Origin of the sequence: Paenibacillus campi (genome assembly GCF_034659835.1) — a bacterium.
Lineage (GTDB): Bacteria > Bacillota > Bacilli > Paenibacillales > Paenibacillaceae > Saccharibacillus > Saccharibacillus campi.
On sequence record NZ_JAXSQZ010000002.1, the window covers coordinates 149,285 to 172,935 of the forward strand.

General features: G+C 46.3%; 19 protein-coding genes. 9 read left to right on the top strand and 10 right to left on the bottom strand.

What is annotated here, in order from left to right; genetic code table 11:
• Window positions 1–111 precede the first annotated feature (111 nt).
• Window positions 112–261, bottom strand: a complete 150-nt coding sequence (locus tag U1I11_RS06015) for a hypothetical protein (protein ID WP_322904698.1) — start codon at window positions 259–261, stop codon at window positions 112–114.
• A gap of 48 nt (window positions 262–309) precedes the next feature.
• Between U1I11_RS06015 and U1I11_RS06020 the strand changes: the two genes are divergently transcribed.
• The gene (locus U1I11_RS06020; RefSeq protein WP_322904700.1) at window positions 310–1,611 is read left to right on the top strand and encodes a pyrimidine-nucleoside phosphorylase; all 1,302 of its coding nucleotides are present in this window, start codon (window positions 310–312) and stop codon (window positions 1,609–1,611) included.
• Between the two features lie 442 nt (window positions 1,612–2,053).
• Window positions 2,054–2,251, top strand: a complete 198-nt coding sequence (locus tag U1I11_RS06025; protein WP_322904701.1) for an aspartyl-phosphate phosphatase Spo0E family protein — start codon at window positions 2,054–2,056, stop codon at window positions 2,249–2,251.
• A gap of 49 nt (window positions 2,252–2,300) precedes the next feature.
• Here the strand turns inward: U1I11_RS06025 and U1I11_RS06030 are convergent, their stop codons facing one another.
• Window positions 2,301–3,713, bottom strand: coding sequence for an RICIN domain-containing protein (locus U1I11_RS06030; RefSeq protein ID WP_322905732.1), 1,413 nt, complete (start codon window positions 3,711–3,713; stop codon window positions 2,301–2,303).
• A gap of 414 nt (window positions 3,714–4,127) precedes the next feature.
• Window positions 4,128–4,775 (bottom strand): MgtC/SapB family protein, encoded by a 648-nt coding sequence (locus tag U1I11_RS06035; RefSeq protein ID WP_416235604.1) that lies wholly within the window; start codon window positions 4,773–4,775, stop codon window positions 4,128–4,130.
• Window positions 4,776–4,986: 211 nt separating this feature from the next.
• On the opposite strand from U1I11_RS06035, the gene U1I11_RS06040 reads away from it, so the two are divergent.
• Together U1I11_RS06040 and U1I11_RS06045 are read left to right on the top strand one after the other, a co-directional pair.
• Window positions 4,987–5,772 (top strand): hypothetical protein, encoded by a 786-nt coding sequence (locus U1I11_RS06040; protein WP_322904703.1) that lies wholly within the window; start codon window positions 4,987–4,989, stop codon window positions 5,770–5,772.
• 432 nt (window positions 5,773–6,204) lie between these two features.
• Entirely contained in the window at window positions 6,205–7,224 is a 1,020-nt protein-coding gene (locus U1I11_RS06045) for a Gfo/Idh/MocA family protein (protein WP_322904704.1), read from the top strand.
• Window positions 7,225–7,545: 321 nt separating this feature from the next.
• On the opposite strand, the gene dctA is transcribed toward U1I11_RS06045, so the two are convergent.
• From dctA to fabV, 4 genes are all read right to left on the bottom strand, one after another.
• Window positions 7,546–8,925: a C4-dicarboxylate transporter DctA gene (gene dctA, locus U1I11_RS06050; RefSeq protein WP_322904705.1), complete on the bottom strand. Its 1,380-nt coding sequence runs from the start codon at window positions 8,923–8,925 to the stop codon at window positions 7,546–7,548.
• Between the two features lie 750 nt (window positions 8,926–9,675).
• Entirely contained in the window at window positions 9,676–10,977 is a 1,302-nt protein-coding gene (locus U1I11_RS06055) for an MFS transporter (protein WP_322904706.1), read from the bottom strand.
• A gap of 335 nt (window positions 10,978–11,312) precedes the next feature.
• The gene (locus U1I11_RS06060) at window positions 11,313–11,636 is read right to left on the bottom strand and encodes a DUF3817 domain-containing protein (RefSeq protein WP_322904707.1); all 324 of its coding nucleotides are present in this window, start codon (window positions 11,634–11,636) and stop codon (window positions 11,313–11,315) included.
• A gap of 562 nt (window positions 11,637–12,198) precedes the next feature.
• Complete coding sequence (fabV, locus tag U1I11_RS06065) at window positions 12,199–13,389, bottom strand: enoyl-ACP reductase FabV (protein WP_322904709.1); 1,191 nt, start codon at window positions 13,387–13,389, stop codon at window positions 12,199–12,201.
• Between the two features lie 378 nt (window positions 13,390–13,767).
• Here fabV and U1I11_RS06070 point away from each other — a divergent pair, with 378 nt between their 5' ends.
• Window positions 13,768–14,190, top strand: coding sequence for a LysM peptidoglycan-binding domain-containing protein (locus U1I11_RS06070; protein WP_322904710.1), 423 nt, complete (start codon window positions 13,768–13,770; stop codon window positions 14,188–14,190).
• Between the two features lie 482 nt (window positions 14,191–14,672).
• Here U1I11_RS06070 and U1I11_RS06075 read toward each other — a convergent pair whose 3' ends face one another.
• The 3 genes from U1I11_RS06075 to fdhF all read right to left on the bottom strand — a co-directional run bounded on the left by U1I11_RS06075 (window position 14,673) and on the right by fdhF (window position 19,280).
• A complete protein-coding gene (locus U1I11_RS06075; protein ID WP_322904711.1) occupies window positions 14,673–15,407 on the bottom strand; it encodes a hypothetical protein in 735 nt (244 codons plus the stop codon).
• A 398-nt stretch (window positions 15,408–15,805) separates the two neighbouring features.
• Window positions 15,806–16,297 carry a helical membrane plugin domain-containing protein gene (locus U1I11_RS06080; RefSeq protein WP_322904712.1) on the bottom strand — a complete coding sequence of 164 codons (492 nt, stop codon included), beginning with the start codon at window positions 16,295–16,297 and terminating at the stop codon, window positions 15,806–15,808.
• Window positions 16,298–16,337: 40 nt separating this feature from the next.
• Entirely contained in the window at window positions 16,338–19,280 is a 2,943-nt protein-coding gene (gene fdhF / locus U1I11_RS06085; RefSeq protein WP_322904713.1) for a formate dehydrogenase subunit alpha, read from the bottom strand.
• Window positions 19,281–19,710: 430 nt separating this feature from the next.
• Here fdhF and U1I11_RS06090 point away from each other — a divergent pair, with 430 nt between their 5' ends.
• The 4 genes from U1I11_RS06090 (at window position 19,711) to U1I11_RS06105 (ending at window position 23,445) form a co-directional block, all read left to right on the top strand.
• Window positions 19,711–20,058 (top strand): Na-translocating system protein MpsC family protein, encoded by a 348-nt coding sequence (locus U1I11_RS06090; RefSeq protein ID WP_322904715.1) that lies wholly within the window; start codon window positions 19,711–19,713, stop codon window positions 20,056–20,058.
• Window positions 20,059–20,062: 4 nt separating this feature from the next.
• The gene (fdhD, locus tag U1I11_RS06095; protein ID WP_322905733.1) at window positions 20,063–20,890 is read left to right on the top strand and encodes a formate dehydrogenase accessory sulfurtransferase FdhD; all 828 of its coding nucleotides are present in this window, start codon (window positions 20,063–20,065) and stop codon (window positions 20,888–20,890) included.
• 121 nt (window positions 20,891–21,011) lie between these two features.
• Window positions 21,012–22,025, top strand: a complete 1,014-nt coding sequence (gene moaA, locus U1I11_RS06100) for a GTP 3',8-cyclase MoaA (RefSeq protein WP_322904717.1) — start codon at window positions 21,012–21,014, stop codon at window positions 22,023–22,025.
• Between the two features lie 535 nt (window positions 22,026–22,560).
• Window positions 22,561–23,445 (top strand): formate/nitrite transporter family protein, encoded by an 885-nt coding sequence (locus U1I11_RS06105; protein WP_322904719.1) that lies wholly within the window; start codon window positions 22,561–22,563, stop codon window positions 23,443–23,445.
• Window positions 23,446–23,651 lie beyond the last annotated feature (206 nt).

Consider the following 23,651-nt stretch of genomic DNA (forward strand, 5'->3'; position numbering starts at 1 on the left):
ATCCACAATTAGGAGCGATTTCTATACAAGAAAGCTAGTGACTTGTCTCAGGAAGATGTAATCCCTGGATAAATTTGAGACAAGCTACTAGTCAAGCTAAAATTAGGTGATTCACATCCATTCATGCCTACCCGGATAGGCTGTAACCGCATTGTTGCCTAACAGCCTATCCCTTACCATCTCCAACTTACGAGCAGCATAGACGGCATAACCGACAAAGCTGTAATTGCTGCCAAGTGAAGTGGAGACGGGTGCTGCCAAATGTACATGTCAGGTTTGTGTTAAATTTAAACGTGGGAGATGATCGAGATGAGAATGGTCGACTTAATTGAGAAAAAACGGGATGGCAAAGAGTTGAGCACAGCTGAAATTAATTTTATTATTCGCGGTTATACCGATGGCGATATTCCGGATTACCAAGTCAGTGCGTTTGCAATGGCAACCTTTTTCAAAGATATGACCGATCGTGAGCGTGCCGATCTGACGATGGCAATGGTCAACTCTGGTGAAACGATCGATCTGTCCGCCATTGAAGGTGTAAAAGTTGACAAGCACTCCACCGGTGGTGTGGGCGATACGACGACACTCGTACTGGCTCCGCTCGTCGCTGCACTGGATATTCCAGTCGCGAAAATGTCCGGTCGCGGGCTTGGACATACTGGCGGTACAGTGGATAAACTGGAATCGGTTGCCGGCTTTCACGTTGAAATTACGAAAGACGAATTTATTAAGCTCGTTAACGAAAACAAAATCGCAGTTATCGGTCAAAGCGGCAATCTGACGCCAGCCGACAAAAAGCTGTATGCACTGCGCGATGTCACAGCAACCGTCAACTCAATTCCATTGATCGCCAGCTCGATTATGAGCAAAAAGATCGCCGCCGGTGCCGATGCGATCGTACTTGATGTGAAAACAGGTGCAGGCGCATTTATGAAAACACCGGAAGCCGCCAAAGAACTGGCACATGCGATGGTGAGCATCGGTAACAATGTCGGTCGCAAAACGATGGCGGTTATTTCTGATATGAGCCAGCCACTTGGTCTGGCAATCGGCAATTCGCTCGAAATTCAAGAAGCGATCGATACGTTGAAAGGACAAGGACCCAAAGATTTGGAACAACTTTGTTACGCACTAGGCAGCCAGATGGTTTACCTTGCCGGGAAAGCCGATTCGCTTGAAGACGCCAAAATCAAGCTGCAAGAAGTGATCCAAAACGGTAAAGCACTGGAAAAATTCAAATTATTCCTATCCAGTCAAGGCGGCGATGCCTCGGTTGTTGATCACCCCGAACGTTTGCCACAAGCGCAATATCGAATTGAATTGCCTGCTAAGCAAGATGGTGTTGTCGCTGAACTGGTTGCAGACGAAATCGGTACGGCAGCGATGCTGCTCGGTGCCGGCCGCGCAACCAAAGAGTCTGAGATCGATCTGGCAGTCGGTCTGATGCTGAACAAAAAAGTAGGCGATGCTGTCAAAGCTGGCGAATCGCTCGTTACGATCCATGCGAACCGTAAAAATGTGGACGATGTAATGGAAAAGCTGTATGAAAATATTCGTATCGCTGATCATGCTGATGCACCGACACTCGTCTACGGAACTGTAACGGAGTAACAGCGGGAGCGTTATATTGCCATATGTATAGTTAGGGCGCTACAGATCGAATCTAATAGATAGATGGAAGAAACAACAATCGATCCTTTTTCCGGGGCAATTGTCAGGCAATAGATGCTGATGATCGCTCCGGAATTTTTATTATATAGGTAGGAGGTGGTTAACATACTTAAATACCGTGTACATATGTTTGATAAGTAGCGTTTTGCTTTTTCACTTCGATATCAGTTGTTTTGAAGCTTATAATGAGCGTAATTACTACCGATATATATACTTACATACTAATAAATAGAAGAAAAGACATACAAAGGAACGATGATACCGTAATATTATCGTTCAACAGTTGATTGTCGCTATAATAAATATTTTACAAACTCCCTGAAATTGGAATTCATCGTCTGTACAAACAGGGTATATAATATTAAAATAGAAAAAATTTACAATGAAGAAGGGATGGCGTCTGGATATGGTCTGGTGCTTGCGCCGCATCGAACAAGAGCGTGAAGAATTGCATCTGTTAGTGGAATTGTACGGATTTTCCGATGCGCGTGTATTAATTAAGTCGCAACAGCTTGATCAAACGTTAAATGAATACAATCGGCAGCGGCGATCTGCCGCCGATCATGAACGACACCATTGAACCCCGCAGCTTGTAACAAGCGACGGGGTTCATTTGATTTGGATAACGTTTAATCTACCTTAACGATTTGGAAATGCTGGTTCGTACCGCCGTTGTCGGTCCACTGAATCGCTTTCGCTCCATCGCTGAGTGATTGGCTGGAAATATCGATCAGTTTGCCTGTTTCACGATTTTTTAATTTGTAGTAACCACCGCCTACGCTAATCGGCTGCCATTGCTGGCTTGTCCAGCCGCCGTCACTCCATTGCTCGATCGTTGCACCATCGGCGGTGCTGCCATTTTCAACGCCGATCGGCTTGCCGGATGCGCGGTTCACGATCTTCACATATCCGTTGCCTGCATCGACGATTTGCCATTGTTGGCTCGTCGTACCGCCATCAGCACGTTGTTCCAGATCAGCGCCATTCGCGGATGAATTGTCGATTACGCTAAGCAATTTATTGCTTTTACGGCTAATTAGCTGATACGAGGCGTTTGCATCCCAACTGTTCGTATTGGTAGTACCGGTAATGGTGCCTGCTGCGGCATCGATCGTAATCGTATCATACCAGTTCATCGCCAAGCTCGTTGCGCTTGGAAAAACAAGTGGAAGCCATACATATTTGGAATCTTGTACAGGACCATTCCAAGCACCTGCCCAGCGATCGCCCATATACAAATAAGATGTGCCTTGTGTACCTTCTACAGGCACGACATAAGCGGATTGTGAGCCGTACGTTGTATTGTCAGCAAAATTGCTTAGACCGCTCCATGTCCCGGTAATGCTCGTTGCGGTGGCGTATTTCGCCTGGTTCGGATTCCAGCCAGTCGCACCGGAGGTGATGAGGAAGTAGACGCCATCCTTTTTGAACATTGCCGGCGCTTCACGATATTGACCAGGCCATAGCGTCGTTACGAGCGAGTCGACACCGAGAAAGTCAGGGGTTAACTTGTAAATGTTCAGATCGGCATTAACGCGTGTCGCTGAGATTAGATAGGCAGTGCCATTGTCGTTATAAACCGTCATATCACGCGAATCGTAACCAAGCGGTCGGAAACTGCCTTGATAATCGTAATTGCCGTCCACTGTATCCGAGGTGGCGACAGCAACACGAGCTTCGCCGTAATCTTTGCCATTTTCCTTGTGCATCCAGAGCACGTATTTTTGCGTCGTGCTGTTGTAAATGACTTTAGGGCGTTCGATATTCGATATATTCAGTTCGGTAGCAGAATTGCTAGTTAATACATCATTGCGAAATTCCCAGTTTTTCAAATCGGAAGAACGATACACGGAGACCGCTTTGAACGTGCCGTCCTGATTGCGATTCTCGCCAAACCAGTAATAGAAATTCCCAACTTTGATCATTCCGCCGCCATGTGCATGAATAATATTGACATTCGTATCCTTAAACTGCGTGCCATTCGTAATCGTCACTGGCGCGGCAGCCGTCTGCTGTGCGGGCAGCAACAAAGTGCCGATCATTTGCAGCAGCAGCAAAGCGATCAAGCCTTTGCTCAAATGATGAACGATGCGTGTTACAGAATTGTTGTTCATTAATGACTTCATCATACATACACCTCTGTTCATATAATATAAAGCGCTTACATAATTGAAGCGGAAGTAGCAATATGTAACTCCTGAACTCGACAATCCGTTTATAGAAGCAGCATATTCATCTTCCTATGGAACTATTGTATCAATTATTCCTGTTTATGGAATATAAGTAAATATGGGATGATATATAAAAATAAAGAACAAAACGGCTCACGCATTCATATGCGAAAATGATATGTTCACTACTATGCCGTTCATAAACATAACTGTGTCCGCTTGCCAGCTTATTGCCAACGAACACAATTATGTTTCAGTTAGCATCGTTTACAGCAAAGCGTGTAATCATTCCAGATGCACACGGCGTACATCCGGCTGTGCTTGTACGATCAGCAGCACGTCAGCGATCTTCATCGCCGCCGGGAATTTAATATCAAGCACAATTACAATTTCGGAATGTAGCTCAGCACTATGAATATGGTCATAACTCTGTGTCGCCTGTTCGGTGCGTGACTGAATGCTAAGCACCTGAACGGAGTTTTCATCCAGCACTTCCAGCAAATTTTCGACTGGATCGGTATGATTGACTAGATGCACGGTCAGTTTGTGCATACGAGCGCTCATCACCGGAGAGGAATGTCCGTGCATCGCAAATTGCACGATCAGAATGAGTGCCGCCACACCGATCCCGACCGCATACATCCCTGCACCAACTGCCATACCAACACCTGCGGTCGCCCAAATGCCAGCAGCGGTCGTCAGCCCTTTAATGCGCTGCTTGCTCATAAAGATCGTGCCTGCACCGAGGAAGCCGACACCGCTAACAATCTGCGCCGCGATCCGGGAAGGGTCGAGCGATACATTTTCCCAATTGCTCATATCTATAAAACCGTACTTGGAAATGACCATCATAAGCGCTGCCCCGACCGATACGATAAAATGCGTACGAATACCGGCTTCTTTATGCCGACTTCGCCGTTCATAACCGATCATGGCGCCACATAAACCGGCAATGACACCACGGAAAATATGCTCGATTGTAATCCAGACAAGCAAAAAGATCGCCTCCATATATCATTTCTAAATTATTAACCGCTGATTAGAAAATGGAATAATGCTGTATTCGCTTAATTTGACATTAATAAATCAAATATGGTACCTTTTACATGTTTTAAAATTAAGCTCTAAAGAAAGGAATGATTTGATGTCTTTGATGAAAAAAATTGCGGCAGTCTCGATTGTAACTTCACTAGGTTTAGCATCTTTAGGTGTTTCTCCAACCTTGCCTAGTTCGTATGCAGCTAGTTTGAATGCTGCTCCAAGTCAGCAACAATCTAATTTGCATAAAGATGATATGGTAGTTACTTATAAAGCCAACGAAATAACAGATGTAAAAGAATTAGCCAAACGTGCCAAAGCAGGCGTAAGCGACCTAAGTCAAGCTGAAACGAATCAACTGCCTAGCTTGCAAATAAAAGATACGAATGCGGTTAATCATAAGGCACCTGTTTTTAAAACCGCTCAATTATTACAAACTTCTCAAAGTAAAGATGGAACTAAAGTTGAACGACTAGCGGTTACTGCTGTAGCCCCTGATATTGAAAAAACACAAAAACAAGTGGATAAAACGTTAGGTAATGTCGTATATTCAACGATTTATGTAGATAAATCTTACGATTCAAGAGGAGCAGAATATTTACGGTTAGTGCGTGTAAAAGGACATTGGGATTTGGAAAATAACGTAACGATCTCCGGTAAAATAACTGCGGGTCAAGCAGGACCTACTTTTGGTGGTATAGGATATAGCAAAAATCAAACATGGGACATAACAGCAACCTCGTTTGATTATACGTTACCTAGTGATTGGAAACCTGTAGCCAATACAGGTGCTGGCGGTGCGATGAGTACTGCACTAGGAGTAACGATTACAACGACTTATAAAAGAGGAAATGCGGTCTGGACAGAGGCCCCTTTTTCTAACAATATTTAATTATAAAAAAGGCAACCTTTAAGGTTGTCCTTTTTTATAGAAGGCGGACTACCAATCTTATGCAGCGTTTTTGTCGAAAGGATTCGTATATTAGCTTCCATCTCGCATGTTTCGTGTCAATTACGGCTTAATTACAACGGTGGATATAGCTTTGCATTGATTTCGCCCATCATTTTGTAAAAAAATAATAGAACTATTTTGAATAAAATGTTCATTTATTTCGCCTGATTCAGCCTATATGTAGGTCGGTTGTATTAATAATTGTCCATATATAGGTTGAATTTTATAGACTGAAGTAGTCTGGACACACTTTATTATCCATTTCTTGTTATCGTTATGCAGACAAAAGCTGGATAATTGGTTTCATTTTCGTTAAGATAACTGTGGAACATATCGCTTTTACCAACTTCAATCTTGGGAGGAATGGGATTTATGGGTAAAGTTAGAGTGGCAGTAGTGGGATGCGGCAGTATTTCGGAGCGTCGCCACATTCCTGAATATGCAGCACATCCGGATGTAGAATTGGTCGCTTTTGCCGATCCGATTGTAGAGCGTGCAGAAGGTTATGCTAAGCTGTACAACGCCAAAGCATACAGCGATTATAAAGAGCTGCTGGCGGCTGGTGGGTTCGATGCTGTAAGCGTATGCACACCGAATGCGCTGCATGCTGAAGTAGCGATTGCAGCGGCAAATGCGGGCGCTCATGTGCTAGTCGAGAAGCCGATGGCAGTTTCAGATGAAGAAGCATTGCAAATGATTGCAGCAGCAGAGCAAAACAATGTGTTTCTGATGGTCGCTCACAATCAACGTTTAATGCCTCCACATGTGAAAGCCAAAGAAATTTTGAAACAAGGTCATCTCGGTCGTGTGCTTACATTCCGTACCGCATTTGGTCATAGTGGACCAGAAGGTTGGAGTATTGACGGTAAAAATAGCTGGTTCTTCCGCAAGGGCGAAGCGGTCATGGGCGCGATGGGCGATCTCGGCGTACATAAGTCCGATATGATCCGCTGGCTGCTAGATGATGAAGTAGTTAGCGTAAGCGCATTTATTGGAACACTTGATAAAAAAGATACAGATGTGGATGATAACGCCATTTGCCTGCTGCGTATGGCAAGCGGTGCGATCGGCTCACTCGTAGCAAGCTGGACGTCGTATCGTGGCGAAGATAACGGTACAGTATTATGGTGTGAACATGGCGTAATGAAGATCGGTACCGATCCGGTTGATCAAGTGATCGTTGAACTGACAAACGGTTCGATCGAGCGCTATCAAGTCGGCGCCATCGCTACGAACGACAAACAAGTAACGAGCGGTGTGATGGATGAATTTATTAGCTGTATCCAGAACAATGTAGCACCAATCATTTCCGGTGAAGAAGGCCGCCGTTCGCTCGCTGTCATCCTGGCAGCATTCCGTTCGCAGGAGGAAGGTCGTACGATCGATTTGTAAGCTGAGCGGTGACTGGCTGGCGACAATACAAGTATGGAACGGGATCGAACTCGATGTCAGCAATGAAGCGCTGTATCGTGTATCATTTGGCACGAAGGCGATCTCGGTATAAAGTAAAGATTGAACGGTGTAAGGAAACGAATGATAAGTTGTCACCTATTTCAGCATTATAAAAACAGCCGACAGGTACGATTCCTGGCGGCTGTTTATTTATTTGATTCATAAGCGATCATCATATGACCTATCATCAATGCAATGGAGGCAGGGGACGATGTTAAGATTTATTTTCCAACGATTATCGTCTACGTCTAGCTTGGCAAGTTAAGACTTATGAATCGCAGGCGTACGATACACCGCCGTCTTCGCATCGGTCGTTGCCATAATATGATCAGCAGCGGATTCAAACAGTGGCTCTGTACGATCAGCATCAGGCAACATTTCATCATCACGGATCGCGCCGGACAGTACCGCTTTCATGCGCTCGGTATCGAGCATACCTTCCCATTTGGCGACGACAAATGTAGCGACACAGTTCCCCATCAAGTTGGTGAACACACGCATCGTATCCATAAAACGATCAGCTCCGAGCAGCAGCGCAACGACGGCAACAGGGAATGCATTTAGCGCGGCAGCGGTAGCAGAGAGGGCGAGGAACGCTGAACCTGGCACACCCGCCATCCCTTTTGAGCTAAGCATCAATACTGCCAAAATCGTAATTTCCTGCATCAATGTCAGCTCAATGCCGACCGCTTGGGCGAGAAAGACGGTGGACAGTGACAAATAGATCGATGCGCCATCCAGATTAAACGAATACCCGGTCGGCACGACTAGCCCGACGACTGCGCGATTGCAACCGGCGCGTGTCAGCTTATCCATCATACGCGGCATAACGACTTCAGAAGAAGCAGTGCCGATGGCGAGCATCACTTCGGCACGGGTATAACGTACAAATTGCCACAAATTCATGCCGGTAATCCACCATGCTGCCAAGCCGAGGCAGACGAGAAAGACGAGTGCGGACACATAACAGGCGATAATGAGCATCCCATAAGAAGCGAGCGTAGCTGCTCCATACGCGCCTACCGTATAAGCGATCGCACCAAAAGCGCCGATTGGAGCCAGTTTCATAATATAACCGATCACTTTGAAGATTAGCTCCATAATGTTGTCGATCAGGGTTAATATATTTTGTTTGGCTGCCCCTTGGCTTGCCGCCAGTGCCGTACCGAATAGACATGCTAGCAACAGCACTTGCAGCAGTGCATTTTGCGCAAACGCATCGATCGCGCTTGTTGGGATAATATTCAAAATGAACTGTACTGCGCCAGGCAACTCAGCACCGCCGGTTTTGGCAGCGATGGCGTTTGGATCGAGTGTAGCGGCATTAATGTTCATGCCAACGCCCGGCTGCATCCAGCGTGCTGCGACAAGTCCAAGTACGAGCGCAACCGTGGTGGCAATTTCAAACCAGATGATCGCTTTCAGTCCGATTCGTCCAACCGCCTTTAAATCGCCTGCTTTGGCGATGCCAGCGACGACAACGACGAAGATAAGCGGTGCAATTAACATTTTGATCAGCTTAATAAAGCCGGTGCCGAGCGGCTGTAACAGCTCACCAAAGTTCGGCCAAATGATTCCGACTCCGATCCCGATAATGACCGCTACGATAATTTGAAAAAATAACGATTTGAAAAATGACATATTCAACCTCCTTCATAATGGTCATACAAAAAGCTTGGCTGGCTGCAAACAATCATCATTGTCGGTACGAGATAGCATCCAAACCGTGTATATGACAGCATATGGACTGCACGCTATATCATGGACACTAGTTAAACGGAATGATCGCCCGTAATAGTGAATCGCAAGTACAATTTTTACTGTGTAAGGCAGGTTTGTTATACATCGATACAAATTCAAAACCCTATGTAGCTTTTTATAACATGATTACAATGTGCATAACAGAACATTTAACATCTTTTAATACAATGCACAACTGAGATTGCAAAAATTGAAACTAAAAACAAAAAAATAACGAACGACATGTAAAATTTAATTACAAATCGTTCGTTAATTGCTAAGTATAAGAGGAAGAATACTAGATAAAACAAGCGTATTATGGTAAAATATTGTACATAACGCGCAATGCTAACACGATCTGTTAATTTATAAAACGATTGCGTAGTTTAAATAAATATCGATTACACGATAGACAGGAGCATATTAATTATGACACGTACCCGAACGCAAAAAGCCGTGCGTAAAGCACAGCGTAGTGGCAAGCTAGCCCCCGATTTTGGTCGTAAAACGAATGATGCGTATAGCGCAATATCCCAGCACACACGCATCACCCCTAACAAACACGAAAAACTGCAAAAGCTTAAACATAAGAAGCGGAGTCTACGAGATGATGCTTCTTTTTTTATTGTTTATTTTTACCGAGTAGCTGTATTAATCAAATTGCCGCACACCTTTTGTACATAATCCGCCCAGGAGCAACAGCATGCCGATGATCGCAAACAAACTGATTGTCCACATACCGCCCGCATGATCTGCCAGCCAGCCGACAAGCAAATAACCGAGCGGCAATAAGGCAAATGAACCGAGCAGATCAAGGCTTGCCACACGCCCAAAGCTTTCAATCGGAACGAGCTCCTGCAAACTCGTTTCCCAAATAAGTGCAAACATCATAATGCCAAAGCCTTCCAGTACCATCACGAGCACAAGCCCTGGTGCCCATGATACAAAAGCGAGCAACAGCAGTGCCGCCCCGCTTAACAGCGCGCCACCATAACCGATCCAGCCGCGATACCGCCAGCGGCTGCGAGAACCGAATAACAGCGCCGCCAACACAGCCCCCGCACCTGAGCCAGCCATCGCTAGCCCGTATACAACGGGAGAGAAGCCGTAATGGATTTTGAACAACCACGGCACAAGCACAACGACAATGCCCTGATAACAAATGTTAAGCAGTGAAAATACGACGATCGTAATCCAGAGCCACGGATGTGCTTTTAAAACGAGCAAGCCTTCTAACAAATCGGCGGCGATAGAGCTTTTTGCAGAGGCAGCTTCAGTCTGTGCTTGTTTCACTTGCTTACGCCGGGAAGAAACATAAAATTTACCGAGCATAACAAAGCAGAAAAGCGAGATTAGATAAGTAAGCGAGTCGAGTGCAAATCCATTTCCCGGTGAAGTGAACGTCACGATCAATCCACCTAGCGCAGGCCCAAGTAGACGAACCGCTTGAATGCTCATCTGACTGAGCGCGTTGGCTGCATTGCGAATATCGGCGGTGAAAATTTCCGCCCGTAACGCCGAATATGCCGGTACAAAAATGCCGTCCATCAGCCCATACAAAGCAAGCCCGATATACAAAAGCGGCAATGTTAGCTCGCCTGCAAACATCAGCACAGCCGCCGTCAGCATAATCAAAAAACGAATCGTATTAGTTAGCCAAATTAACCGCAGCCGGTCGGTACGATCGACGATCCAGCCGGATATCGGCAAAATCAACACATTGGGCAGCATATAGAACGTCATCGCCAAACCCATCATTGTAGACGAACCGGTCAGATTATAAATAACGAGTGGCAAAATAACCATCGTAACCGAGCTACCTAGCATCGCAATCCATTGTCCAAGCCATAAATACGTAAACGCTTTAGATTGCCGGATGGGGGAGATCAGCTTTGCCAGCGCAGAGCTGGCAGGTAATTCGTTAGCGGTACGGGTGTAGCTATCGTTTTGCATAATGCCTCCTTACATGTCTTGTGCATGTTAATTAGTGTTGTTCACGCTTATTTCGTATCATTATGTACTGACTGCATTTTACCGCGCCGAACCGCTTCAAACAATCCTTTACGCCCAAAAGCCCCTTTCCCTAAGACGGGAAGGAGCTTATCGTGTAGACGTGCGCTTCACAATGTAGAGCAAGCTTTCAACGGATGTCATTTTAGAATTGACGACTATGCTGTCTCAAGTCCCTAATACAGTCAAAAGGTCAACTGGCAATGTAAGGTGCAAGGTGTTCGCAAATGCAGAGATTAATATTTTGGGTCGCTTCACGCTGTACAGGATACGACATATTAACCTTTTTGTACCTCGGTCACCGGCAGCTCTGGCGTTGTGTGACGCTGCAAATAACGATCAAACAGAAACGGGCCAAACGGCAATAGCGACGCGATAAATGCGAGTACCGCCTGCTTAAACGTCAGTTTGCGCATCATTAGCGTAACGGCGATTGCCGCTACATAAGCAACAAACAATACACCATGCATCATACCTACATATGTAACCATCAGCGGCTGATTCGCCAAATATTTCAGCGGCATCGCCACCAATACGAGCAGCAAATACGAGATCGCTTCGACATGACCTACTGTGCGAAGTGTTTTGAGCATATTTCCCATCTGAAAACTCCTTTGTACAGTCCGATTGGGCAAGCAATGAACCGTTTGGCAAACTGCGATTTTGCATCGGCTGCTAATATGCAGTAATGCGCAACTTTCGTTTGGTTCTGCTTGCATAAAGCGACTGCTGAATAAAGTAAATGGATGACAATTTGTATAATTTAAATATATCGTAAATGTTGCTGTTAGAGAGGGGAGTAAAGTTACAATATTTTGAACCTGTAAGCGATTAATTATAGAGTTTTTTCGTTGTTATACGAATATATGGCGATTCATATAAAAGTATGTGAATATGCGATGTGTTGTTTTTGCAATGTCAAACGGATCGTTGGTGCTATCTACAATGAACACAAATAAAGATGGCAATAAATAAAATCAACCGCTTAGGTTTTTGCCGCTGCGAAGCATACAGCTTATTTGGCGGTACAAACGAATAAAGCCGAACGCTTAGCCACATGTACAAGGTGGGCAGCTAAGCATTCGGCTATGAAGATCAATGAGTATAGGTAAGGCATGCTGTGCTCATTCATAGGCATTGTACGCCAGAACGGATGGAGATTGATTAGCTTGTGTGTAGCATCTTCACGTCCGGATCGACGTCGGCTTCATAATCGACACCATCGGTCTCAAAGCCAAACAGTTGGAAAAACTCTTGGCGATAGCCTTCCAGATCAGTCAGCTCGTATACATTTTCGGTAGACAGTTGATTCCAGATCGTCGCAACCTCTGCCTGTACATCATCGCGCATTTCCCAGTCGTCCAGACGTAGGCGGTCTTTCTCATCGACAGGTGTATCCCCGCCATTGTACAGACGATCGGCAAACATACGGTACATTTGCTCGATACAGCCTTCGTGAATGTCTTTTGCTTTCATTACTTTGTACAATGCCGACATATACAGCGGTACGACTGGAATCGCTGAGCTAGATTGGGTGACGAGCGCTTTACATACCGCCACATACGCATGACCGCCTTTGACGCTAAGCTGTTCGTTCATCTCACGAGCGGTTGCTTCCAGGTGGTCTTTCGCTTGACCGATGGAGCCTTGGCGGTAAATCGCTTGTGTAATCGTAGAACCGATATACGAAAAGGCAACGGTAACAACATCGTCAGTCAGTACATCGCCTGCGCTTAAGGCATCGATCCATGCTTTCCAATCCTCGCCGCCCATCACACGTACAGTAGCTTCGATTTCTTCCGGTGTTGCCGGTTCAATGCTAATCTCACTTACTTCACCAGTATGGAAGTTTACGGTTTTGTTTGTGTACGTTTCGCCAATCGGCTTCAAGGTGGAAGTGTACGTTTCGCCAGTATTCGGATCGGTACGACGTGGCGCAGCTACACTATAGATAACCATATCGACTTTGCCGAATTGCTGCCGGATCGCTGCTACAGTGTTAGCTTTCAGCTCGTTCGTAAACGCATCACCGATTACGCTATACGATTTCAAGCCAGCTTCCTCAGCAGCCTGTTCAAAAGCAGCCGAATTGTACCAGCCCGCAGACGCGGTGCGACCTTTGACCGAGCTACCGTCACGGTATACGCCAATCGTATTAGCACCGGCACCAAATGCCGCGACTATCCGTGCGGACAGACCATATCCGGTTGAAGCGCCGATGACGAGCACATTGCGTGGGCCTTTAATCGCTGGTTGTGATTTTACATATTCGATCTGTTCCTGTACCTGGCGCGCACATCCAACCGGATGCGCAGTCGTACAGATGAAACCGCGTGTTCTTGGTTTAATAATCATAACTAGTATGCCTCGCTTTCCTATCAATCCGTTGCTTGAAATTATCGTTATCCATACTCGCTTATTGTAGCATTTTTTATGTCATATGGCACCTGGTACCAAATCTCGTTGTATACGGACAATTTGCGCCGCTATTTGGATCATTGCTCAATCCTCCACCAACTTTGCAAATCATATAGGCAGCGTTTAAAATGTAGATAGGTTGGTTAACTATATATCGGAGAGATTGATTTTGCAAAATCAATCAAAATTTCTATTAGATAGTATTGCAATATTCTTTAGTTAGTAGTATATTATAGTCATGATGTTACAAAATGACTATAAGTCACCTAATTAAAGTTTATTACAAATATAAAAAGTGAAGAGGAGCCATTACAAATGAACACAAAATTTAACAAAATCCTGTTGTCTGCCACTTTAGCTGCAAGTCTGGGTGCCGTTGCCATCGCCCCAATCGGAGGCGGCCACGCGTACGCGGCAACCGACGAATCGAACCATCAGAAAAATAAAGACAAAGCAGAACGGATCGCTAACAATGCCGCTTTCTTAGCTGCACAAGAAGCTCAATTCCAAGCGATGTTCGGTACAGGAGAACAACAAGACAGTGCAACGACGACACAGGAGCCTGCCAACTCCCAAGCGCCAGCCGCTAATGCAACGAACAAAACGATCACTGTTGTCGTTCCACAAGGTGCCAGCCTGACTCAACTTGCTGCTCAATATGGTGTAACTGTAGACGAGCTAGTTGCTGCCAACAACTTGCTGCCGGTTGGTTTTGAATTGAAAATTCCACAAAAGTAATAAGCACGAAACGACATTAAACATAGGCTGACCGGAGTACCCTTGCTATGGCAGCCTATCCTTTTATAAAACAAAACTAGTAAACAACATGTTTTGCTGTTCGATGTGATCTGTTCCACATGGTCACCCATCCAAAACACCTTGTCCATTGCTTCTGCCAAATGCGATGAGACAGTTCACATAAAAAGCTGACGTCCTCCCCTGAACGTCAGCTTTTTTTGCGTTTATATGATTGTGTGAAAGTTGCAGATGGATCGGATCAAATAAAGCGCCTACATTATAATCGTTATCTGTTCATCGGTTTGGCAGCTTGCGGTGTTGTACATGATCGCAATCGTTGAAACGGTTGCTCATCTTTGTGACGTTTGGGCAGCTATGCTGGTGTATATGATCCCTTTTGTGTGCCGCTAGCTAGTGCATCTGCACGTGGGCAAGCTTATTTTGGTAGGATAACTGATCTGCACTAATGTAGAACTTTATCATTAACGAACGAGATATGATGTGGTCAATGGAACAAACAATACCGAACCTGGATCATAATCGGTACTTTCAACAAAGACGGCTTTTACGCCTTTTACATCGACATCAACACCAGTCATTCCGGCGTCGGCAGAGAGTGATACTGTTTTGAGTACGGTGCGATCGCCATCGTAAATCGTAATTTTCTGATTACCGCTTAGTACAGCCATTTCCAGATGCAATGTGCTGTATTTGTTGTCGGTCATCACTTGGAAGTCGCGATACGATCCTGGTTGATCGTTCCGGTATACTTCTTTGTAGTCTTTGCCTTTGTAAACCGTTTGGGCAGGGTCTTTCGTACGTAGTGCAGAACTTTCCATTGCCGATGAACCGAGCTCGCTTAGCGATTGCTTGCTGGACGATGGTGTCGTCGTGGAACTACCGCCACCTGTGCCGCCTGTCGTACTGCCATTACCGATACTGATCGAAGCATTGGCGCTATCGTAGTTAACCGGAATATCCATCAGTTGACCGACCGCACGTACCGGCAAATACGTGGTGCCATTGTACGTAATCGGTAAAACGGCTTTGCCGCTGCTATCGGTAAGCTGGGCGGCAGTACCATTCACTTTAAACGAGAGCGTACTGTTCAAATACGCGCGAATTGGTTGCAAGCCAGTTGCAGCAATCGCCCCTGTTCCAATGCCTAACGTCAATGTAGCAGTAATGAGAAGCACAGTTCCTTTTTTAATCATCATCTTTCCTCCTTAAACGATTGGAATTCAGACTTAGCTGCCAAAACGTAGAGTAGCAACGATACTGGAGCCAAAGCGCGCCATCGATGAGGGAGTATGTGCAGCGCATAGAGAGAATATGTTGTTAGTTGTATGTAAAAAGCAGTAAGTCAGATAACTTCATAGTTGCATAAATAGACTATAATTGTCAATTACCGCTGTGGCGCTTTGATCTGTGTGAGTATATGGCGATTTTAGCGGGATATGGTGATCAGGATAGCTTTTCGTATGCGATTGGAATGAGTAGTTGATGCATGACGACTCAAGCGTGCGTTTATGCAAAACGAAAGCCAGCACGACGCAGTTACCTATACAGGGTTACTGTATCGTGCTGGCTTGTATAATGCCTGGTCAGCTATTTGTTAATGCTCGGATGGTGTATCTTTTTTCAGCCCTTTACCTAATCCTTTCATAAAACGCAGCCCGAAGCCGAGCGCACGTTGTATATCCGGGTCTTTGAGGGCACGTAGTATCGTCATTATGCCGATTTTTTCGGTTTGTGGATGGGCTGCTTCTTGTAGTCCTTGTTGTACACTATTCATTAATTGTGCGGTCTGTGCCGGGTCGACGGCAGTTAATGCGCCTGCCGCTGCCATGCCATTGTTGATTAGATTAGTAATTTCTTTGCGCGATACTTGAGCGAGTACGATTTCAGCGATATCGGCTTTCGCTTTGAGCATCGATTCCGCCGCTTCCAACATACCGCTGCTTTCCAACTCGCATAAAATGGACAGCGAGCGTTCCAAGGCAGCGTTTGATGCGCTTAGTTGCTGTTGCAGACGTTCGATCGTTTGTTGCTGTAATTGCTGTTCGGTCAGCGTCTGTTTGCGGATTGCTGTAATAGGTGCAGCCATATGCGTTGCTTCCTTTCTTTTATAAAAATAAGCATTTCAATTACAGATCGACAAGTGATACATAATCAGGGCGATCCCATTTACGCTGTACTTCGACACCATTTTGCGGGTGGCGTTGTTTGTAGCGGGGGTTAATTTCCGGCAATGGGTTGACGCCTTTTACATTTAAAATTTGCATCCGTACTTTGGTCTGTTTGTACGCTGGTGTATGAGTACGCACATCGACTGCCGAACCGGTGAGCAAGTTGACGGCGGTTTCGTGACTGGTCGAATGCATCGGCACATAAATTTCGTGACCGCGTACACGATCTGTAATGACCGCGCGCAACTTGATCGCGCCATATGGCGATTCTAGCCGTACGAGTGTGCCATCTTCAACGCCACGCTCGCCGGCAAGCTCAGGCGATACTTCGACGAACACTTCCGGCAGTTTGCGATTAATGCCTTGTGATTTGTTCGTCATATTGCCTTCATGGAAATGTTCCAGCAGACGACCGTTGTTGAGTGTCAGATCAAATTCGGCAGGATATTCAACCGGTGGCACATAGTCGACGAGCGAGAAACGAGCTTTTTTGTCCGGAAAATGGAAGCCATCCGTATATAGCAGCGGCGTGTTGGCACCATCTGCTGCGCCCCAATGGAAGCTACCCCAGCCTTCCAGTACGTCGTAATCACATTGCGCGAAAAATGGTGTCAGGCTAGCCATTTCCGCAAAAATTTCGGCTGGGTGAGTATAACCCCAATCAAAGCCTAATTTTTTTGCCAGCTCGGTAGTGATCCACCAGTCCGGTTTGGAATCGCCAAGCGGTTCCAGCACTTGATACAAACGCTGTACACGGCGTTCGGTATTGGAAAATGTACCGTCTTTTTCCAGCGATGGTGCAGCAGGTAGGATCACATCGGCAAATTGTGCTGTTTTGGACAGAAACACATCTTGTACGACGAAAAATTCAAGCTGTGACAGCATTTCATGCACATGGTTAACGTTGGAATCGATCCATGCCATATCTTCACCAACGAGATACATCGCCTTCGTCTCGCCGCGAGCGATGCCATCGACCATTGCGATATTGTCTTTGCCTGGCACCGGCGAAATCGGTACGCCGTACGCTTGTTCAAACTTGGCGCGCGCTTCGTCATTGGAGACGTGCTGATAGCCCGGCAACCACGGTGGCAATGTACCCATATCACAAGCGCCTTGTACGTTATTATGTCCGCGCAGCGGATATGCACCTGCACCTGGACGCATATAGTTACCGGTTGCTAGCAGCAGATTGGAAATCGCTGCCGATGTGTGGGAACCGGCGATATTTTGTGTTACACCCATGCCCCAGCAGATCGCTGTGCCGTCGGCATCCCGAATCATTTCTGCAATAGCAATCAGTTCGGTTTCGGAAATGCCGGTGATTTGTTCTGCATAAGCGAGTGTATACGGCGCAATTAACTTCAAATAATCGTCGTATTGATTGACATGTTGCTCGATAAATGCCGGCTGATGCCAACCTTGTTCGATCATATAGTTAGTGATCGCTGTAATCCACACAAAGTCGGTGCCTTGCTGCGGACGGATAAACAGATCGGAACGTTCTGCCATTTCATGTTTACGCAGATCGGCAACGATTAGCTTTTGTCCATGTAGTTTATGTGCACGTTTTATACGTGTGGCAAGTACCGGGTGACCGTCCGCTGGTGCACAGCCGATCAGGATGACTAATCCAGCCGCCGCGATATCTTTGATCGTACCGGCATCACCGCCAATACCGACTGTCGACATCAAACCGTCCGATGCCGGGGATTGGCAATAACGGGAACAGTTATCGACATTGTTCGTTTGGAACACTTGGCGCGCAAGCTTTTGGATCACATAGTTTTCTTCATTTGTAATTTTGGAGGAGGAGATCAAGCCGATTTTGTCGCTGCCATGTTCATTGCGAATCGCCTGCATACGGTCAGCGACATACGTTAATGCTTCATCCCATGTTGCTTCTACAAATTCCGCGCCTTGACGAATAAGCGGTGTCGTCAAACGCTGCTCGCTATTTACAAAATCCCAGCCGAATTTACCTTTGACACAAGTGGAAATGGCGTTGACCGGTGCATCATGAGTCGGCTGTACTTTAAGAATTTCGCGTCCTTTTGTCCATACTTCAAATGAACAACCGACGCCGCAAAAGGTACAGACGGTTTTCGTTTTGCGTGTGCGTGTATGCCGCATCGCCGCTTCCACTTCCGAAATGGCAAAAATGCCGCTATAACCCGGCTCCACTTCTTTGATCACATCGATCATCGGGTTGAGCATATTGTCACCGATACCGGACATAAAACCAGCTTGACCGAGCATCGATTTTTCCATCAGCGCATTACATGGGCAAATCGTGACACATTGTCCGCAGCTGACACAGGATGATTCATTGATGGCGACGCCGTCATCCCAGACGACACGCGGACGATCCGCTTCCCAATCGATCGACAATGTTTCGTTAACTTGCAAATTTTGGCACACTTCTACACATTGTCCGCAGGCGATACACTGGTTCGGATCATAACGGTAAAACGGATGCGACATATCGACCTCAGTCGCTGGCGCTTTCGGTTTGTACGGATATTTCTGATGTTCGATGCCCATCGCTTCAACGGTATTGTGCAATGTACAGTTGCCGTTATTATTGTCACAGACCGTGCAGTACAGCATATGATTTTCGAGCAGACGATCCATGCCTTCGGTCTGTGCGGCTTTGGCGGACAGCGAATCAGTCTGTACGCTCATGCCTGCCGTAACTGGAGTCGAGCAGGCACGGGTCAGCTTGCCGTCAATTTCGACGATACACGTATCACAGGTTTGGATCGGATCGACTTCCGGCACATAACATATTTGCGGATGCTCGATTTGGGCGAGATTAATCGCTTGCAGCACGGTCATGCCGGGCTGTGCTTCGTAATGTTGTCCATTAATCGTTAATTGGACGGATGAGGATTCATTCATAGGGAAACTCCTTTGTAATTAATTTGCTTATTTGATGTAATCAAGCGTTTTGTTGTAAACGGATCGATCGCACCGATGCGTACAGAGCCAGCATAGGTCGGTCATCCTGAACACTGTGATCATACGGAACAGGGCATAAAAAAACTCCACCTTAAAGTCGCCGCCTGGATCAGGCAGCAAGTTTAAAGTGGAGTAATTCGTTAGCAATGACATACTAACCAATCAATCCGAAATGATTGACAATCATGTGACTAAACACATTATACTCCTCCTGAATGGAAATTCAAGACACAACTTGTTCAAACTTAACATGACAAGGAATGGCGTAATCTGTAAACTTAAGGGAAATACAGCGGCACTTGAATTTCAAAATATGAAGTGTATGATCATTAACGTACCGCTAGGCAACGACAGGCAGGGAGGAATAACGATGAAAAAAGAGGCAGCATTTAACGAAATCGTACGTAAAGTGCGCAAAGATACATTTGGCAAAGGACCAGAACGCATTCATACGACCTTTGTTGACAATATGGCGATTACGAAAATGTGGGGCAATTTTACGCCAACCGAGAAATTTATTGCCAGGACGGCAGAGGGCAAAGAGATGGTACATCGCGCTCGTACGCAGATGGTACAAAAGCTGTATGAGCAACATGTGCCGGACGGAATGGAGGAGCTGTGCGGTTCAAAGCTGCAGCATCTGTTTACCGATATAAAAGTGGAAGATGACTTTGCCATCTCCGTGTTTGTGTTTGACAAAAATATTGAACAGGGATGATATGATGAACGCGGAGTTTAAACAGCAACGGACGATGATCCGCTATGAACGCGGACAACTGGAGGAAAAACAAGATGTGGTCGTGTCCGAACAACCGATTACTGTAAAGGTGAATGGCGAGGAATTTGTGACCCTTGTTTGTACGCCCCAGTATGTGGAAGATATGACGATCGGTTTCCTCGCTTCAGAAGGGGTTATTCAGCGGTATGACGATATTGGCGAGTTATGGGTACAGGAGGAGGAAGGCTTTGTACATGTGCGTACCGAGCGCTGGAAACCGCAGCATCGGCAACTGTTTACCAAGCGCTATATTACGTCCTGTTGTGGCACAAGCCGCCAGGGGTTCGTTTTTTTTAATGATGCACGGACGGCAAAACGAATGGATGAAATCCATGTGCAGCTGACGTTTCAGCAATGTTTTAAGCTGATGGATGAGGTGCAGCAGCAAAGCGAGCTGTTCCGACAAACCGGTGGGGTGCATACGGCTGCATTATGCGATGCGGATGGTGTGCTGCTGGCGCGCAGCGATATCGGTCGTCATAATGCACTCGACAAAATCTATGGCTGGTGTCTGAAAAACGAACTGAATTTGCAAGGGAAAATCATCGCCTTTAGCGGGCGCATTTCATCGGAAATTTTGACTAAAGTGTCGAAGATCGGTTGTGAAATTATTTTGTCCAAGTCCGCTCCAACCGAACTGGCGCTTGATTTGGCGGATCATCTGGGCATTACGACTGTCGGTTTTATTCGTGGGGAAAGCTGTAATGTGTATACCCATCCACAGCGTATGAAAGAATATGCGGACAAGCACGAAAACTCTGTGCTATCCTAAAAGGAATCACTTTCAGGCGATACCGTTTCTTTTGTCCGGCGCAATGGCGCGTGCGGGTAGGGGGAACGGTAGGCGCCTTATTATATATTGGATTATGAAGCGAGGATTGGAGGAGAGACGCATGGCTATCTATGATCAGCATAACCGTATTATGCGGGATTTACGCATCTCCGTCACAGACCGCTGCAATTTCCGCTGCCGGTATTGTATGCCGGAGGAGATTTTTGGCAAAGATTATGCGTTTTTGTCCAATGACAATGTACTAAGTGAAGCGGAGATAGGGCGTATTGCCGCGATCTTTGTCGGGTTAGGGACGCAAAAGCTACGCATTACCGGTGGTGAGCCATTATTGCGCAAAGACCTTGCCAGCATTATTGAGCGTCTGTCTGCGCTTGGGGCGGACGATCTGTCGCTTACGACCAATGGCAGTCTGCTCGCACGCAAAGCAACCGAGCTGAAAGCAGCCGGTTTGCACCGGATTACGGTAAGTTTGGACAGTTTGGAAGACGATCTATTTTTGCAAATGAATGGCGGGCGCAGCCGGGTGAAACCGGTATTGGAAGGCATTGATGCAGCGGCAGCCGCAGGGTTGTCGGTCAAGGTGAATATGGTCGTACAGCGCGGCGCCAATGAAGATGCGGTCGTACCGATGGTCGATTATTTCAGGGAGCGCGGACATATTTTGCGCCTGGTTGAATATATGGATGTGGGCAATACGAATGGCTGGAACCGTGAGCATGTGGTCAGCAAGCAGGAGCTGCTTGATCGAATTGGCGAGCATTGGCAGCTTGAAGCGGTGGCGCCAAACTATGATGGCGAAGTGGCGACACGGTATCGATTTAGCGATGGTAAAGGGGAGATCGGCTTTATTTCATCGGTGACAGAAGCGTTTTGCGGCTCTTGTACACGGGCGCGTTTGTCGGCGGAAGGCAAGCTGTATACATGTCTGTTTGCGACACGTGGGCATGATCTACGGGCATTGCTGCGCTCTGATCAAAGCGATGGAGAAATTGCCCAACAAGTGTCGGACATTTGGAACGGTCGTCATGATCGATATTCGCTTGATCGTGGTACGGAAGCCGCGCCGGATCGGCACACTGGTGCCAAAGTGGAAATGTCGCATATCGGCGGTTAATTTGCGCAATTTTGCCAGCCTAAAAGTTAACGACTGCGCGTGAATGGAAATATAAGCTGCTGCGCAAACGACGAGAAAAGCGTACAGCGATAGAATGAAGATAAAATAAGATAAGACGCCAACAGAAGTAGAAATAGAAATAGAAATAGAAATAGAAATAGAAGGCGAGCTGCCTTCTATTTTTTTGTCACAAGATTGACAAACAATAGGCTGTCCAGTAATCTTAGAAAGCAGCTTAAGCTGGCTTGGAGCATACTCATGTGATGTTTGTGCTTTAAGCGTAAATGCAATACCGTTGATTGATGACCTTATAGGGAAATGTAAGGGAGTTAACCAGCATTACCAGTTCCTCTGCATGTTGTGACACATGTCTTATGTCAGCAGGATGAGGGCTTGTTATGGTGGTTTTTTGTGTTGTAATGATTCGCTGTTCGACATTGCAATCTGGCGCCGGAACTGTAATAACAACAAGCGAATTCCTGTCTGCACACAACCGTATGCTAACAACGAAGATGATATGGATGGAGGATTTACAATGGCTTATTATACACCGCAGGAAATTATGAAGATGTCCGCTGAAGTTGGTTTCAAAAAGTCGAAGCTGCCTGTATGGACGGTACTGATTCTTGGTTTTCTGGGCGGTGCCTTTATTTCACTTGGATTTTTGGCGGATATCCGCGTAATCGGCACTGCGCCGAAGGAAATGGGATCGCTAGCTGGATTTTTTGGGGCGGCAATTTTCCCGGTTGGCTTGATGTTAACCCTATTGGCAGGAGCTGAACTGTTGACCGGTAATATGATGACGATGGCAGCGGCTTTATTTTCCAAAAAGATCGGGATTATGCAGTTGCTGAAAAACTGGGCGCTTGTGCTGATCTCGAATTTTGTCGGTGCGGTTGCGGTCGCTTACTTTTTCGGGCATGTAGTTGGACTGACAGAAGGCGATTTCCTGGCGAAAACGCTGGCGATCGCGCATGCGAAAGTACACGATAGTTTTGTCGAAGCGTTTATATCAGCGATCGGTTGTAACTGGCTCGTCTGTCTGGCGGTCTGGATCGCTTATGGTAGCAAAGATTCATTTGGCAAATATGCCGGTATCTTTTTCCCGATTATGGCGTTTGTCGCGATCGGCTTTCAGCACGTTGTCGCCAATATGTTTGTTATTCCGGCAGCGATTTTTGCCGGTTCGGACATTACGTGGCTGCAATATGTTGAAAACTTTGTGCCTGTATTTTTGGGTAATGTAGTTGGCGGGGCGATTTTCGTCGGTTTGGCTTATTTCCTGGCGTTTCGTTATACGATGGACGCTACAGCCGCGCCAACCGAGCTGTCTGCGGTAACGGCAACTCCAGCTTCCACGAAGCAAAACATTGGGCTATCGGAAGCTAGTGTGAGCAATACACGCGTTGTTAAACATTGAGCAACTAAAACGACTGTTTGTTGCTGGCATACGCTACTATTTTGGTAGTGAAGCAAATGGATGTCTTTATGATCGTATGAAAAAACCCTCTTTCTTTTTATAAAAGAAAGAGGGTTTTTGTATGGAGCGATTGCGCGCTATGGAGCGATTGCGCGCTATGGAGCGATTGCGCGCTATGGAGCGATTGCGCGCTATGGAGCGATTGC

Coding starts and splice junctions, on each gene's coding strand:
- fdhF (WP_322904713.1), bottom strand. CDS start 19,280: ATGAATGAATCCTCATCCGTCCAATTAACGATTAATGGACAACATTAC.
- U1I11_RS06030 (WP_322905732.1), bottom strand. CDS start 3,713: ATGATCGGCACTTTGTTGCTGCCCGCACAGCAGACGGCTGCCGCGCCA.
- U1I11_RS06025 (WP_322904701.1), top strand. CDS start 2,054: ATGAAGAAGGGATGGCGTCTGGATATGGTCTGGTGCTTGCGCCGCATC.
- moaA (WP_322904717.1), top strand. CDS start 21,012: ATGGCTATCTATGATCAGCATAACCGTATTATGCGGGATTTACGCATC.
- U1I11_RS06080 (WP_322904712.1), bottom strand. CDS start 16,297: ATGGCTGCACCTATTACAGCAATCCGCAAACAGACGCTGACCGAACAG.
- U1I11_RS06020 (WP_322904700.1), top strand. CDS start 310: ATGAGAATGGTCGACTTAATTGAGAAAAAACGGGATGGCAAAGAGTTG.
- U1I11_RS06055 (WP_322904706.1), bottom strand. CDS start 10,977: ATGCAAAACGATAGCTACACCCGTACCGCTAACGAATTACCTGCCAGC.
- U1I11_RS06075 (WP_322904711.1), bottom strand. CDS start 15,407: ATGATGATTAAAAAAGGAACTGTGCTTCTCATTACTGCTACATTGACG.
- dctA (WP_322904705.1), bottom strand. CDS start 8,925: ATGTCATTTTTCAAATCGTTATTTTTTCAAATTATCGTAGCGGTCATT.
- U1I11_RS06060 (WP_322904707.1), bottom strand. CDS start 11,636: ATGGGAAATATGCTCAAAACACTTCGCACAGTAGGTCATGTCGAAGCG.
- U1I11_RS06045 (WP_322904704.1), top strand. CDS start 6,205: ATGGGTAAAGTTAGAGTGGCAGTAGTGGGATGCGGCAGTATTTCGGAG.
- U1I11_RS06090 (WP_322904715.1), top strand. CDS start 19,711: ATGAAAAAAGAGGCAGCATTTAACGAAATCGTACGTAAAGTGCGCAAA.
- fabV (WP_322904709.1), bottom strand. CDS start 13,389: ATGATTATTAAACCAAGAACACGCGGTTTCATCTGTACGACTGCGCAT.
- U1I11_RS06070 (WP_322904710.1), top strand. CDS start 13,768: ATGAACACAAAATTTAACAAAATCCTGTTGTCTGCCACTTTAGCTGCA.
- U1I11_RS06040 (WP_322904703.1), top strand. CDS start 4,987: ATGTCTTTGATGAAAAAAATTGCGGCAGTCTCGATTGTAACTTCACTA.
- fdhD (WP_322905733.1), top strand. CDS start 20,063: ATGAACGCGGAGTTTAAACAGCAACGGACGATGATCCGCTATGAACGC.
- U1I11_RS06105 (WP_322904719.1), top strand. CDS start 22,561: ATGGCTTATTATACACCGCAGGAAATTATGAAGATGTCCGCTGAAGTT.
- U1I11_RS06035 (WP_416235604.1), bottom strand. CDS start 4,775: ATGATCGGTTATGAACGGCGAAGTCGGCATAAAGAAGCCGGTATTCGT.